Genomic DNA, 13257 nt, shown 5'->3' on the forward strand with positions numbered 1-13257 from the left:
CGCTAGTCGTGTTTTGTGTCAAACAAATCTGGTGCCCACGGACGTGGGTCAACCTCCATAAACGGCGCGCGTTCGAAGCGGTCCTTCAGCGCCCACGGTACCGTGCAATCGAAGATGGTCTTACAGGAAATGCCATTTCCGCGAATCGACGTGCTGTAATCCGGCGACTGCGACGGATCCAACTGGTGGCCGCGGATCCCCGGAATAGTGGTGATGCTGACATCTCCCTGCATGCGGGTGGTCATCGCCCACAGGATGTCGTCGCTGTCGAAAATATCCACGTCTTCGTCGACAAGAATGATGTTTTTCAGCTCGGAATAGGTCGCGAGTGCGATAAGCGCCGCCTGTCCCTGACGTCCTTCATCGGATGGCTGGCGTTTTTTCACCTGCAGAATGCCGAGGAACTTACCGCCGCCCGCGGTATGCGCATAGACATTTTGCAGGAAGCCCGGAATTGCCTCTTCAACGGCATTGCGGATGCTGGCCTCCGTTGGCAGGCCAGCGAGCGTGGTGTGCTCTTCACCTGGCCCCACCAGCGTTTGCAGGATTGCCTGGTGACGCAGGGTAACGGCTTTCACTTTGATGACGGGCAAAGAAGGGTTTGCCTCGCCGCAGTAGCCCGGAAATTCCGGCATCGCATGGCCACTGTTGGTGTGCTGGTCTTCTCTAACGCGCACGCCTGGCAGCAGTTCGCCTTCGATAATGATTTCAGCCCGCGCGATCGCTTTCTCTTTTACCGCCACGCCCTGCACCAGTTCGACCGGTTTCTGACGCAGCGCCCCGGCAACGCCCAGTTCGTTATAACCAAATGGCGTCGTGGGCGCTTCAAAGCAGGCGCCGATATAAATCGCCGGGTCGAGCCCCATGTTGATCGTCACCGGCAGCGGTTTTCCGGCTGCTTCAGCCTTTTTACGAAAGACCTCAATGTGGCGCCCCGCGGCCAGGAACATGGAAAGCTCATCGCGCTCCTGAACGCAGAGACGGTGAATCGTGACGTCAGTCAGCGAACTGTCTTCCGGATCGCTTGCCAGTACCAGCCCCAGACAGAAGAACGGGCCAGCATCAATCGGCGTGTTGGTCGGGGCCGGAAGCAGTTTACGCAGATCAAAATCAGGATCGTCAGCGTAGAATACCTGCTCCTGGCAAGGGGCCTGCGATGCCGGGACAACAACCGGCGCGATCGGGTTTTTCACGGCCTGACCGACGTGCTGCGCGAGCGTCGAGGGTTCACATCCCAGAAGGAGTGCCGCTCTTTCCCGGCTGGCGTGCATGCCCACCAGGATACGCGAATCCGGATAACCTTTAACGTTATTGAACATCATGGCCGGGCCCGTTCGGGTAGGGCGTTTCACCGTGCCGCCCGCACCAATGTGTCGATAAACACCCGCCAGCTCCGCGTTGGGATCCACCGGATGATCCGTTTCAATATATTGTCCTTCGTGGCGTTGCAGTAACGCGATGGCACTTCTGAGATCGTTGACTGGGCTTTCCATTTTTTCCTCCCGTGTTTGCATGCCTCCATTTTTATGGCAATAGCCCATAGCATCAATTGCATCATTACTGCTATTTTGATAAGAAATTTATTATCAAAAAATCCGGGTAAGCGTTATGCAATTTCGTCAGATGCGTAATTTCATTGTCGTTGCGGAAGAGCTTCACATGCACCGGGCTGCGGAGCGCCTGAACATGGCACAACCCGCGCTGAGTCAGCAGATTAAAACGTTAGAGGAACGGTTAGGCGTTACGCTCTTCAGCCGGGCGAACCGCCGTTTAACCCTGACGCCGGCCGGTGAAGCTTTCCTGGAGAAAGCCAGGCTGGCGATCGCCCTGACGGAACAGGCGGTACTGGACGCCAGGCAAACGGCGAGGGGGGAGCAAGGGGTGTTGAATCTCGGGTGCGTATCGAGCGCCATGTTTGACACCAGGCTGCCTGCCGCGCTGCGCCAGATGCACAGTCGGTGGCCTGCCATCACCATGTCGCTAATGACGGGGAATGTGCAGACGCTCTATACCGCCGTGCAAAGCAACCAGCTGGATGTGGCCATCATCCGGGCACCGCTGCCGTCTCTGCCAGACGACCTGCAAAGCCGCCCGTTTACGTCCGAGAAAACGGTGCTGGCGCTCTCTTCACAGCACCCTCTGGCAAAATCGTCCGCGCTTACGCTCGCCTCGGTGAAAGACGAAAAATGGATCTCCCTGCGCGACCCGGAGGGAATGGGCCTCGAACAGTACTTCTATGACGTTTGTTACGGCGCAGGTTTCCAGCCTGAGGTGGTACAAAACGCCACCGACGTACCTACTGTCATCAGCCTGGTCTCTGCGGGGTTTGGCATGGCGCTATTGCCGGCCTCGGCCAGGGCAGTCAGCGTGGAGAATGTCGTGTACGTCGACATCATTGACAGGCTCAGGGAAAGCGAGCTGAAGCTGGTGTGCCACCGGATCATTCGCTCAGAGGTGTTAAAGAAATTTCTGCACACCCTCGATCACATCTGACGTCCCGCGGTCAGCAGCAGTTGCTCGCGCAGCCAGAGGCTTGCCGGATCCTGACTGTTTTTCGGGTGCCAGTACATGCTGATGGTAATCGGCTGCAGCGGCAGCGGCGGGGGAAAGATATCCAGCGTCGAGGCAAAGCGTTGCAGCATACGTTCCGGTAAGGTGCAGAGCAGGTCCGTGCTGGCGACAAGCGGAGGTGCCATGGCGTAGCTCTGCGTGGACATCACCACGTTGCGCTGATACCCCAGTCCGCCCAGGGTTTGATCCACAAAGCCGGTAAACGGGTCACCCTCTGAAGAGACCACCAGATGAGAGAGTGCGCAATAGTGCTCCAGATCCAGTGGCCCAACACCGCGGGGGTGGCCTTTTCGCTGGGCTGTTGCAAACTGGTCATCGAAAAGTTTGCGTCTGACCCAGCCGTCGTGCGCGCCGGCGCTCACACCGATATAGACATCCACATCACCCTTTTCCAGCTGCTGTGGCAGGGTTGCCATTTCTGGCAGCGCGAACCGCAAGCGGATCCCCGGGGCATGGGCCCGGAACTGATTAAGCAGTTCCGCACCCAGCATCAGGGCCGGATTTTCATGCAGGGCAATCACAAATGTCCGCTGGCTGGTTTGCGCATCAAAGGTGGTGGGGGCAAACATCGCGTTAATGCCCCGCAATACGGTCATGACCTGCGGCCTCAGCGCCTCCGCTCTGGGCGTGGGCAACACCCCACGTCCATGTGGGGAAGGGATAAACAACGGTTCGCCAAAGAGCGAGCGCAGGCGCGCCAGACGGGCAGACATCGCGGGCTGGCTGATGCCGAGCCGCGCGGCCGCATGGGTGATGTTCTGATCCTGGAGCAATGCATCCAGCGTCAGGATCAGGTCGATATCCATCTCAGCAACGGGCGTCATCGTGTTATCCGTTTTACTTTGCGCTGTGGCTGTCACGATTGGTATAGGTGACGGGCACCCAGGCGTAACCGCCGTGCTCGCCTTTCGTGACATAACCGATACCCGGGAACGGCAGGTGGGGGGCTGCGACAAGGTCTCTGTTTTTCACAAAATCAGCAAAAGCATCCTGGCGGACACGTGCCGCACCGTCCTGATCCTGGTCGTAGGCGATGGTCACGGCGGGCTGCGGGAACTGTACCGCCGCGACGTGGATAATATCGCCGACAAAGGTGATTTTCTCGCCTTTACTTTCCAGCGTATAGAAGGCCGAACCAGGCGTATGGCCCGGGTGAACCGTGCCGGTTATCCCGGGCAGAATCTGCGAGGTTCCGGAAAAAGGAACCACCTTGCCGGCATCACGATACGGTTTTAAGGTTTTCTGCGCGACATCGAAGTAGTTCTGGTCGTAGCCGGTTTTTTTCTGATTATCGTTGTTAAAGAAAAAGTCGATGTCAGGTTTGCCGACAAAAACGCGCGCATTGGTAAACACCGCCTTGCCATCTTTGACCAGGCCACCGGCATGGTCGGAGTGTGCATGGGTCAGTAAAATCTCGGTGATGTCCTGCGGCGCGATCCCCTGCGTTGCCAGACTCTCAATCAGTCGCCCGCCGTTAGCGGGGCCAAAAAGCTGGCCTGAGCCGGTATCCACCAGAATCTTGTGGCCGGGTAGCGCAATCAGAAAAGCGTTAATGGACGCCTCTACCGGGTTGGTCTGGAAATTTTGTGTGAGCAACGCATCGGTTTTCTGCGGGGTCGTCCGACGAAGTAATTTGTGCAGGTCTTGCGCCACGGTACCGTCGGTAAACGAGGTCACCATAATATCGCCAACCTGCACACTGTACCCCCCGGCAGGCTGTTTAACCACGTGCTGGGGCGTTTCTGCCGAAGCCTGAAGCGCAGGGTAGAACAATAACGAACTGGAAATCAGCGTTGTCAGGGCTAGTTTTTTTACGGTCAGCATAAGGGTCTCCTTCAGAAAGAGCTCATCTTACTTCTCCGTAAAATTATATGAACCCGCCTGATAATGATAGGACCTATAAACGGGATGAATAGGTCGGATCAAATGTCGGGTGGCTGCAATGTGCCACCCGGCAAGCCAGACGTTATTGCTTCAGCGGGGCTTTCCAGCCTTCAAGCGTGGCTTTTGACCACGAGCCATACGCGGCATTGGGCAGCACAATCCAGTCACTGCCAAAGCGATCGGCACTGGCCTCAACGAGTTCACGCTGCGCTTCGCTCGGCTTTTTGTTTTTAAATTGCGCGGCGAAATCAGGCAGGCTGTCACCGAAGAGCATGATTATCTGCTGTTTCTTCAGGATGCTCTGGCGGCGGGCTTCTTTACTGACCGTATCGAGCAGAACGCTATCCTCTGAAACCTGCGGTAAGCCAAGGGATTTTAACGTATTGAGCGTATCTGCTTTGTTTTCCTGCATGCGGTCAGATACATAATAAATACGGACCTTACTTTGATTCACGCGATCAAGAAACGCCTTCGCGCCAGGAATTAATCCCGGTTTTCCCTGCTTTTCCCAGTCACTCCAGGTGTCCCATTTCGTGTAGTCGTGGCACTGTTCGGCATCACGCGCCAGTAAGGGGGTGTTATCCAGCACCGTTTCATCAAGATCCATCACAACGGCATAGTTCTCAGGTGCAGTCAGCCCTTTTATTTTTTCGTTAAAACGCTCGGTGGCGAAACGATAGGTCTGCAGCTGAAGTGCCATGATTTCTGCCGATTTCTGTTGATAGCGCAGCGCCATCTCATACGCTTTCGGCTCACAGATATCGTGGTCGGCTGCCGTGGCGGTCGCGCTCAAAACAGGTAATGCCAGCAGTAATGCCTTAGCCATTGAATTCACTCTTCTTTCCTTAACGTCATTGTCAAAATCATGTAAGCGTATTGAAATTAAGTGACAGAAAAATGAAGGGAGGCAGGTGAGTCATATTCTGACGCACATTCCCTTGCGCGCCGGGTGGATAATTTTCAGACTAATCGCTTTCGTCCGCCAATATCCGTTAGAGCCAGGGTCAGATCAGCATGTAATACCAGAACAGGGCGATTTCGTCTTTTTCCGGTAATGCGTTGTAGAGGAAACGATCGTATCCGCCTAACGTAAAGCCATAATGACGGTAGAACAGGCAGGCAGAAACATTCACATTCTGGGTTTCGAGCCTTAATCCAGCCGCGTTGACGCTGCGCGCCCACACGTGTGCGGCCGCCATCAATTTTTGCGCCGCGCCAGCCCTGCGTTTCGTGCGCTCAACGGCAATATAGTCAACGGCGATAAATTTATTCCAGCTCATTGACGCGGTGATAAAACCGGCAATTTCTCCCTCATCTGTTTCGGCCACAAGAAATATGGCATCCGGATTAACGCAATGATTTTCAAGGGTCTGCATATCGAGCTCATACGTTTTACGATAAGGCACGGCGACAGCGTCGATATGCAAATCACAATGTATAAAAGGCTCCCGCGCAACGTGACTGACGGTGAATGAAAAGTCACAGCATTCAAGACGTGCGAGGTCGGTATTTAATCCTTTTCGAATCTGCATGGTATTCCTTGTGGCGAATATTTTTATAAATAATAGATGAAGTCATTAAAACCGCTGGCGTAACACTCTTTTGATCCTGAACTAAGCTTGTACTTCATTCCGCGTAAAATGTGGGTCATTCGAGGACAATGAATGGAATTCAGGACATTTCAAAAACACTGGGGTGCTGAGTTTATTTCCAATGACGTTGTACGTTTTCGCGTCTGGGCAGAAGGGCAGAAAGAACTTACGCTACGTCTGGCAGAAAACGACTTGCCAATGACGGCGGTCGGCAATGGCTGGTTCCAGATTGAAGTCCCCGGCGTCACGCACGGCACAGAGTATCAGTATGTTTTGCAGGACGGCATGGCCGTTCCCGATCCGGCGTCGCGCGCCCAGGCTGGGGATGTTAACGGTCCCTCGGTTGTTATCGATGCCAGACGGTATCCGCCCGGCAACCGCGAGTGGGCAGGGCGTCCGTGGGAAGACACGGTGATTTACGAGCTGCACATCGGCACCTTTACCCCGGAGGGCACCTTCCGGGCCGCCATTGAAAAACTGCCTTACCTGGCTGAACTTGGCATTACCCAGATTGAAGTCATGCCCGTCTCACAGTTTGGCGGATCGCGCGGCTGGGGATATGACGGGGTATTGCTGTATGCACCGCACGCTGCCTATGGCACGCCAGAAGACTTCCACGCCTTTATCGATGCTGCGCATGGGCTTGGGCTTTCTGTCGTGCTGGATATTGTGCTTAACCACTTCGGCCCGGAAGGCAATTATCTGCCTGTGCTGTCACCCGCGTTTTTCGACGCGGAACGGATGACGCCCTGGGGCAACGGGATTGCTTACGAGGCTGAGCCGGTCAGGCAATACATTACCGAAGCCCCGCTGTTCTGGCTGACGGAATACCATCTTGATGGATTACGGTTTGATGCTATCGACCAGATTGAAGACGCGTCGGATAAACATATCCTGCAGGAGATTGCCGAACACATTCGCGAGGCTATTCCCGGGCGGCAGATCCATCTCACCACCGAAGACAGCCGTAACGTTATCTTCCTGCATCCGCGTGACGCACACGGTGCGACCCCGCTTTTTACCGCGGAGTGGAACGATGACTTTCACAATGCCGCGCATGTCTTTGCCACCGGCGAAACGCATGCGTACTACCAGGATTTTGCCTTTGAACCGGAGAAAAAACTCGCCCGTGCTCTGACGGAAGGTTTTGTCTATCAGGGCGAGGTTTCTCTCCAGACCGGCAAATCGCGCGGCGTGGAATGTCACACGCAGCCGCCACAGTTTTTTGTCGATTTTATTCAAAACCACGATCAAACCGGCAACCGCGCTCAGGGAGAGAGACTGATCGCCCTCGCGGGGGCCGATAAAACACGGGTGTTGCTTGCTGCACTGCTGCTTTCGCCCCATATTCCGCTGCTGTTTATGGGGGAAGAGTTTGGTGAAACCAATCCGTTTTTGTTCTTTACCGATTTTCACGGTGAGCTTGCTAAAGCAGTGCGAGAAGGGCGCGCAAAAGAGTTTACCGGCCATGCCGGGCACGATGCGTCCGTCCCCGACCCGAATGACGTGAAGACCTTTGTTCGCTCCAAAATTGACTGGAATAAGGTCGCCACCGATGACGGTAAAACGTGGCTTCGCTTCACGCGAACGCTGCTGACGTTGCGCCATCGTCATATCGTTCCGTTACTGCGAAAGGGCGTCACGGTGGAGAGCAAAGTCATCAGAACGGCACCCGGCATGATTGCAGTGAGCTGGCGATTCCCGACCGGAACGTTGTCTCTGGCGTTCAATACCGGCAATAAGGCTGTTGATGTGCCTGCACTGGCAGGAGAAACGCTCTTTAGCTGGCCGGAGGTGAACGAGGTGTTACCGCCGAACAGTATTGTTGTTCGCTTTGCTGATGGAGAAGCATCGTTATGATCCCTTCCGCGACCTACCGTATTCAGTTCCGTAACGGCATGACGTTTGACCGTGTCGTGGAACTGGTGCCGTATATGAAAGATCTCGGCATCAGCCATCTTTACGCCTCACCTGTGTTCACCGCCACGACCGGCTCTACGCACGGCTATGACGTGACCGACCCGAATGAAATCGACCCCGCCATTGGCGGACGAGAAGGATTCGACCGTATGGCGGCCGCGCTCAGGCAGGCGGGAATGGGCTTGATACTGGATATTGTGCCTAACCACATGTCGACCTCGCTGGAGAATCACTGGTGGCGAGACGTGATTGAGCATGGCAAACAGAGCCGCTACGCACGCTATTTCGATATTGACTGGTCACGGCCGCTTACGCTGCCGTTTCTGGGCGACACCTTTGAGGCGGAGCTTGAGAAGGGCGCCATCACTGTAAAACGTGACCCTGTCACGGGCAAAGCCGCGCTGGTCTACTACGACACCGCCTATCCTCTTAACCCGGGTACCTTTGTGGAGGGTAAAAGCATTGCGGCGCTGCACGAGGCCCAGAGCTGGAGGCTGATGTCCTGGCGTGAAGCCCCGAAACAGCTCTCGTGGCGGCGTTTCTTCGAAATCACCGGCCTGGTGGGCGTGCGGGTTGAAGACGCGTCGGTATTTAGTGATACACACCGATTGATCCTTGAACTGGTTCATTCTGGCGTCGTTGACGGTCTGCGAATTGACCATATCGACGGTCTGGCCGATCCGCTGGGCTATCTGCAGCGTCTGCGCCAGGCAACCGGACCGGCCTGTTACATCACGGTTGAAAAAATTCTCGCCAAAGGGGAACAGCTGCCCGTCGAATGGCCAGTCTCTGGCACCACGGGGTACGAGTTTATTGCCTCGCTGGCGGAAGTTCTGGTGGACGACAGCCGCCTTGACCGCCTGGAGAAAATCCATGACGACACGCTCGGGGAAACCGTTGATCGGTTTGCAGCGTTACGGGATGCCAAAGGGCTAATGACCGATCGCAATTTTGAGGGCGAATTCACTACCCTGTTAACTATCGCCACCGATCTTGCCCGACGCAATGCGGTTGAACTGCAACCCGACGAGATCCACCATGCGTTGCGCGAGTTGCTGATCGCGTTTCCGGTGTATCGGACCTACGGCACCCGTGAAGGATTAACCGCCTCTGACGTGGCGCTGCTCAATCGCGTTGTCGCAAGCGTTAACACCTCTGAAGCGGCCCTGAGCCTGATCGTGTGCATTCTCACCGGCGATCTTCCTGAAAATTGCCACGACGACGCGGCTCGTTTCAGAACCCGCTTCCAGCAGCTCACCGGGCCACTGATGGCGAAATCCGTGGAAGATACGCTGTTCTTTCGCCATAACCTGGAGCTGGCGCTTAACGAAGTGGGGGCAGACCCGACGCCGCGCGCCTTTTCGCTATCGCGTTTTCATCAGGAAATGCGCATCCGTCTTGCCCGTCAGCCTGACGCCTTACTCGGGACATCCACCCATGACACGAAGCGCGGTGAAGATGCCCGGGCACGCCTCTATACCCTGACGGAAGCGCCGGAACAATGGGGCGAAAATCTGGCCCGCTGGCGGCAGATGAATCAAACCCACGTGCGTTTTCTGAGCGACGGTACCGCGCCGAACGCTGCCGATACCTGGATGATTTATCAGGCTCTGGCCGGCGTCTGGCCCGCCACGCTGTCACCTGACGATGTCGACGGGCTGAAATCACTCGAAGAGCGCTTCCTCGGCTTCCTGGAGAAAGCGCTGCGCGAAGCCAAACAACGCACAGACTGGATAGACAGCAACGAAAGCTATGAGAGCGTGGTGCTGAGCTATGCCCGGCATCTGCTTTCACCGGACAACACGCTGTTCCTGAAGGATTTCAGTGAGGCGATGCAGCCTTTTATCCGTGCAGGGCTGATGAACAGCCTCAGCCAGACGGTGATCAAACTTACCGCACCCGGGGTACCGGACATCTATCAGGGCTGCGAAGCGCTTAACTTTAGCCTTGTCGACCCGGATAACCGACGGGAACCGGATTTCCCCGCGCTGGTGCACCACCTCAGCACGGCGGATGCCGGGGTATTTGCCCGCCCGGAATGCTGGCGAGACGGAAGCGTTAAGCAATATGTCACCGCCACGCTGTTACGGCTTCGTCCACATTATGCCGCGCTATTCCATTACGGTGACTGGCTGCCACTGAAGGTGAGCGGCGAGCGGGCGGAGAACCTGATTGTTTACGCACGCGTGAAAGACGAGGAGGCGCTGATTGTTGCCGTGCCGCGGCTGGTCTTCGACGTGACAACCCATGAAGCACTGTGGGCCAATACCACTATTGCTATACCCGATGCGCTGGCAGGAAAACGCTACCGGGATCTGTTCACCGGTGAAAGCCGGGTTCTGCAAGAGACGCTGGATGTAACGTCTGAAACGGGATGCTTAATGGTTCTGCTTACCTGCGAATGATCGTGGAGAACAAAAAATGCCAAAGGATAATACGTTTGAAATTCGGGCCGGTCATGGCCAGCAGCAAGGCGCAAATTATGACGGGAAGGGGGTCAACTTTGCGCTGTTTTCAGCACATGCGGAGCGAGTTGAGCTCTGTCTGTTTGACCCTTCAGGAAAAACCGAAATCGCCCGGCTGGAGCTGCCGGAATATACCCATGAAGTGTGGCACGGCTATGTGCCGGATCTGAAGCCTGGCGCGCTGTACGGCTATCGTGTCTACGGCCCCTATGACCCGGAAAACGGGCATCGCTTCAACCCCAATAAACTGCTTATCGATCCGTATGCCCGTGAACTGGTGGGCGATATCGACTGGAACGACGCCCATTTCGGCTATGAGCTGGGTCATGACGATCTCGACCTCAGTTTTGATACCCGCGACAGCGCGCCGTTCACGCCAAAATGCAAGGTCATCGACCCCAATGCTTTTGACTGGCAGGATGATAACCGGCCAACCATTCCGTGGCCGAATACCGTTGTGTATGAGAGCCACGTGAAGGGCTTTACCCAGCTTAACCCGGCGATCCCGCCTGAACTTCGCGGTACGTTTGAAGGGATGGGACACAAAGCCTCGGTCGATTACATCAAAAGCCTTGGCATCACCTCGGTTGAACTGCTTCCGGTTCACTGGTTCCCGGACGATCAACACCTGCTCGACAGGGGGCTGAAAAACTTCTGGGGCTACAACACGCTCGGCTTCTTTGCGCCGGCGTCACGCTATTACGGTCCGGCGGGGATCCAGGGTTTTCGCGATATGGTGCGCGCCTATCATGACGCAGGCATCGAGGTGATCCTTGATGTTGTCTATAACCACACGGCAGAAGGCAATGAGCTCGGCCCAACGCTGTCGTTTAAGGGCATCGATAACTTCAGCTATTACCGCACCTTACCCGATCAACACCGGTATTACATTAACGACACCGGCACGGGGAATACGGTGAATACCTCCCACCCGAGAGTGCTGCAGATGGTGATGGATTCACTGCGCTACTGGGCCGAATCGATGCATATTGACGGTTTCCGTTTCGACCTCGGGACAATTCTGGGCCGTGAGCCCGAAGGCTTTGATCCGCGCGGTGGCTTTTTCGATGCCGTCACGCAGGATCCGGTGTTATCCCGTCTGAAGCTGATTGGTGAGCCCTGGGATATCGGCCCCGGCGGTTATCAGGTCGGCGGCTTCCCGCCAGGCTGGGGGGAGTGGAACGACAAATACCGCGATACCGTACGTGAGTACTGGAAGGGCGATAACGTGTCTAACGACTTCGCCGCGCGCCTGCTCGGTTCCGGTGACTTGTACGACCTGCGCGGACGCCGTCCGTGGGCCAGCATCAACTTTATTACCGCCCACGACGGCTTTACGTTGAACGACCTGGTGTCTTACAACGAAAAGCATAATGCCGACAATGGTGAAGACAATAACGACGGGCACAACGATAACCGGTCGTATAACTACGGAGAGGAAGGGCCGACAGAGAATCCGGATATTATCGCTACCCGGGAGCGGCAGAAGCGTAATTTCCTCACCACGCTGTTGTTCTCTCACGGCACGCCAATGCTGCTGGCCGGGGACGAGTTTGGCCGTACGCAAAAGGGGAACAATAACGGGTATTGCCAGGACAGCGAGATCTCCTGGATCGACTGGAAGGGGTTATCGGAAAACGACACCGCCCTGCGCGACTTTACCCGCCATCTGATTGCCCTTCGCGCGAAACAGCCATTGCTGCGGCGAGAAAGCTGGCGCGACGGACTTGAGATCCGCTGGTTTAACGCCGGCGGCGGCCCGCAGCAGGATGAGCAGTGGGATGAAGGTTCAACCCTCGGCGTATCCATCAGCAGACCGGACCTCAGACAGGAGCCGGGCCTCTGGCACGATGTGCTGATGCTGTTTAACCCGTTTGAAGGCACCGTGCCGTTCCAGATCCCCCAGTTTGGCGAAGGAGGCTGGGTACTGGAACTCTCCACGGCGGATGACGTTGTCCCCGGGACGGTCATCACCAAAGCCGTGGAATACCATCTGGCCGGACGAAGTATTTCGCTTTTCAGACGCCCTTAACTACAGCGATGCCGCCGCCCGCGCGGCGGTGTCATACAGGGAAGATATGGTCCGGAGCAACTGCGCGGTGTCACCAATAGACGCTCCGGAAATCCCGCTCTCCGCATGGATATTGATCAGGCACGCTTCCCGCACGTCGCGGTATTTCATGCATAGCGCTTTCCCTTCCTCCGTCGTTGAGAAATAGAGCTCTTTTCCGGCTTTTTCACTCGTCACGTAGCCCGCCTTGACCAGCTTCTTCAGTGCATACGTCACCACATGGGTATCTTCCACGTTCAGGACAAAACAGATGTCGGCCAGCTTTTTCTTGCGATCGCGGTGGTTCACGTGATGCAGAAGCGAGACATCAAAAGCGCCCATATCTGGCTCACCGGCTGCGGTCATGCAGCGCACCATCCATTTGTTAAACGCGTTGCTGGTCATGATCAACGCGTACTCCAGCTCTGATAATTCCGCGCAACGTTCCGATACCAGATGGCGAGAGGACACGATACGGCCATCGGTTATATCGTCGTGATTTGATGATCCAGCACTCTTCTTTGCAGTCATAACGTTCCTTACGGGGGGTGACGTTGGCCCGGAAATGTAAACTCATCGATAAAATAAGAACATTTTATTGATAAATTGTTTACATGTTTTTGTGGTTCAGATATAGCTTTTTAGTGCAGGTTCTGCGGAGCCTGACGCAAAACACAACATCGCGCGCCGCACTGCATCCCGCTTCGCCATGATGCGAAGTATTAAAAAAATAGCCGCCGGCGCGCAACGCTCACTTTGGATAGGGTAAACGTTT

The 13257-nt window shown here is 55.7% G+C and carries 10 protein-coding genes; 4 read left to right on the plus strand and 6 right to left on the minus strand.

What is annotated here, in order from left to right:
• Nucleotides 1–2: 2 nt before the first annotated feature.
• The gene (locus tag ACMVME_RS01305; protein WP_020884113.1) at nucleotides 3–1493 is read right to left on the minus strand and encodes a UbiD family decarboxylase; all 1491 of its coding nucleotides are present in this window, start codon (nucleotides 1491–1493) and stop codon (nucleotides 3–5) included.
• 115 nt (nucleotides 1494–1608) lie between these two features.
• On the opposite strand from ACMVME_RS01305, the gene ACMVME_RS01310 reads away from it, so the two are divergent.
• Nucleotides 1609–2493, plus strand: coding sequence for a LysR substrate-binding domain-containing protein (locus ACMVME_RS01310; protein ID WP_059306093.1), 885 nt, complete (start codon nucleotides 1609–1611; stop codon nucleotides 2491–2493).
• Here ACMVME_RS01310 and ACMVME_RS01315 read toward each other — a convergent pair.
• The 4 genes from ACMVME_RS01315 to ACMVME_RS01330 form a co-directional block, all read right to left on the minus strand.
• Complete coding sequence (locus ACMVME_RS01315; RefSeq protein ID WP_251858723.1) at nucleotides 2484–3395, minus strand: LysR family transcriptional regulator; 912 nt, start codon at nucleotides 3393–3395, stop codon at nucleotides 2484–2486. The genes ACMVME_RS01310 and ACMVME_RS01315 overlap by 10 nt on opposite strands.
• 13 nt (nucleotides 3396–3408) lie before the next feature.
• The gene (locus ACMVME_RS01320; protein WP_032680980.1) at nucleotides 3409–4395 is read right to left on the minus strand and encodes an MBL fold metallo-hydrolase; all 987 of its coding nucleotides are present in this window, start codon (nucleotides 4393–4395) and stop codon (nucleotides 3409–3411) included.
• 142 nt (nucleotides 4396–4537) lie between these two features.
• Complete coding sequence (locus ACMVME_RS01325) at nucleotides 4538–5281, minus strand: 5'-nucleotidase, lipoprotein e(P4) family (protein WP_369797155.1); 744 nt, start codon at nucleotides 5279–5281, stop codon at nucleotides 4538–4540.
• A gap of 178 nt (nucleotides 5282–5459) precedes the next feature.
• Entirely contained in the window at nucleotides 5460–5987 is a 528-nt protein-coding gene (locus tag ACMVME_RS01330) for a GNAT family N-acetyltransferase (RefSeq protein ID WP_020884118.1), read from the minus strand.
• 132 nt (nucleotides 5988–6119) lie between these two features.
• Between ACMVME_RS01330 and treZ the strand changes: the two genes are divergently transcribed.
• The 3 genes from treZ to glgX are packed head-to-tail and all read left to right on the plus strand — an operon-like array spanning nucleotide 6120 to nucleotide 12464.
• Nucleotides 6120–7907, plus strand: coding sequence for a malto-oligosyltrehalose trehalohydrolase (gene treZ / locus ACMVME_RS01335; protein WP_032680982.1), 1788 nt, complete (start codon nucleotides 6120–6122; stop codon nucleotides 7905–7907).
• The gene (treY, locus tag ACMVME_RS01340) at nucleotides 7904–10372 is read left to right on the plus strand and encodes a malto-oligosyltrehalose synthase (RefSeq protein ID WP_068794641.1); all 2469 of its coding nucleotides are present in this window, start codon (nucleotides 7904–7906) and stop codon (nucleotides 10370–10372) included. Before treZ ends, treY begins: the two co-directional genes overlap by 4 nt.
• 16 nt (nucleotides 10373–10388) lie before the next feature.
• Entirely contained in the window at nucleotides 10389–12464 is a 2076-nt protein-coding gene (glgX, locus tag ACMVME_RS01345; protein WP_032680984.1) for a glycogen debranching protein GlgX, read from the plus strand.
• Here glgX and ACMVME_RS01350 read toward each other — a convergent pair whose 3' ends face one another.
• Complete coding sequence (locus ACMVME_RS01350; protein WP_014170092.1) at nucleotides 12465–13013, minus strand: winged helix DNA-binding protein; 549 nt, start codon at nucleotides 13011–13013, stop codon at nucleotides 12465–12467.
• Nucleotides 13014–13257: the final 244 nt, after the last annotated feature.

Source organism: Enterobacter cloacae complex sp. 2024EL-00711 (assembly GCF_047529885.1).
Taxonomy (GTDB): domain Bacteria; phylum Pseudomonadota; class Gammaproteobacteria; order Enterobacterales; family Enterobacteriaceae; genus Enterobacter; species Enterobacter ludwigii.

Excerpts from the sequence above, each read along its gene's own strand:
- ACMVME_RS01330 (WP_020884118.1), bottom strand. The coding sequence starts at position 5,987 with ATGCAGATTCGAAAAGGATTAAATACCGACCTCGCACGTCTTGAATGC.
- ACMVME_RS01320 (WP_032680980.1), bottom strand. The coding sequence starts at position 4,395 with ATGCTGACCGTAAAAAAACTAGCCCTGACAACGCTGATTTCCAGTTCG.
- ACMVME_RS01310 (WP_059306093.1), top strand. The coding sequence starts at position 1,609 with ATGCAATTTCGTCAGATGCGTAATTTCATTGTCGTTGCGGAAGAGCTT.
- ACMVME_RS01305 (WP_020884113.1), bottom strand. The coding sequence starts at position 1,493 with ATGGAAAGCCCAGTCAACGATCTCAGAAGTGCCATCGCGTTACTGCAA.
- ACMVME_RS01325 (WP_369797155.1), bottom strand. The coding sequence starts at position 5,281 with ATGGCTAAGGCATTACTGCTGGCATTACCTGTTTTGAGCGCGACCGCC.
- glgX (WP_032680984.1), top strand. The coding sequence starts at position 10,389 with ATGCCAAAGGATAATACGTTTGAAATTCGGGCCGGTCATGGCCAGCAG.
- ACMVME_RS01315 (WP_251858723.1), bottom strand. The coding sequence starts at position 3,395 with ATGACGCCCGTTGCTGAGATGGATATCGACCTGATCCTGACGCTGGAT.
- treZ (WP_032680982.1), top strand. The coding sequence starts at position 6,120 with ATGGAATTCAGGACATTTCAAAAACACTGGGGTGCTGAGTTTATTTCC.
- treY (WP_068794641.1), top strand. The coding sequence starts at position 7,904 with ATGATCCCTTCCGCGACCTACCGTATTCAGTTCCGTAACGGCATGACG.
- ACMVME_RS01350 (WP_014170092.1), bottom strand. The coding sequence starts at position 13,013 with ATGACTGCAAAGAAGAGTGCTGGATCATCAAATCACGACGATATAACC.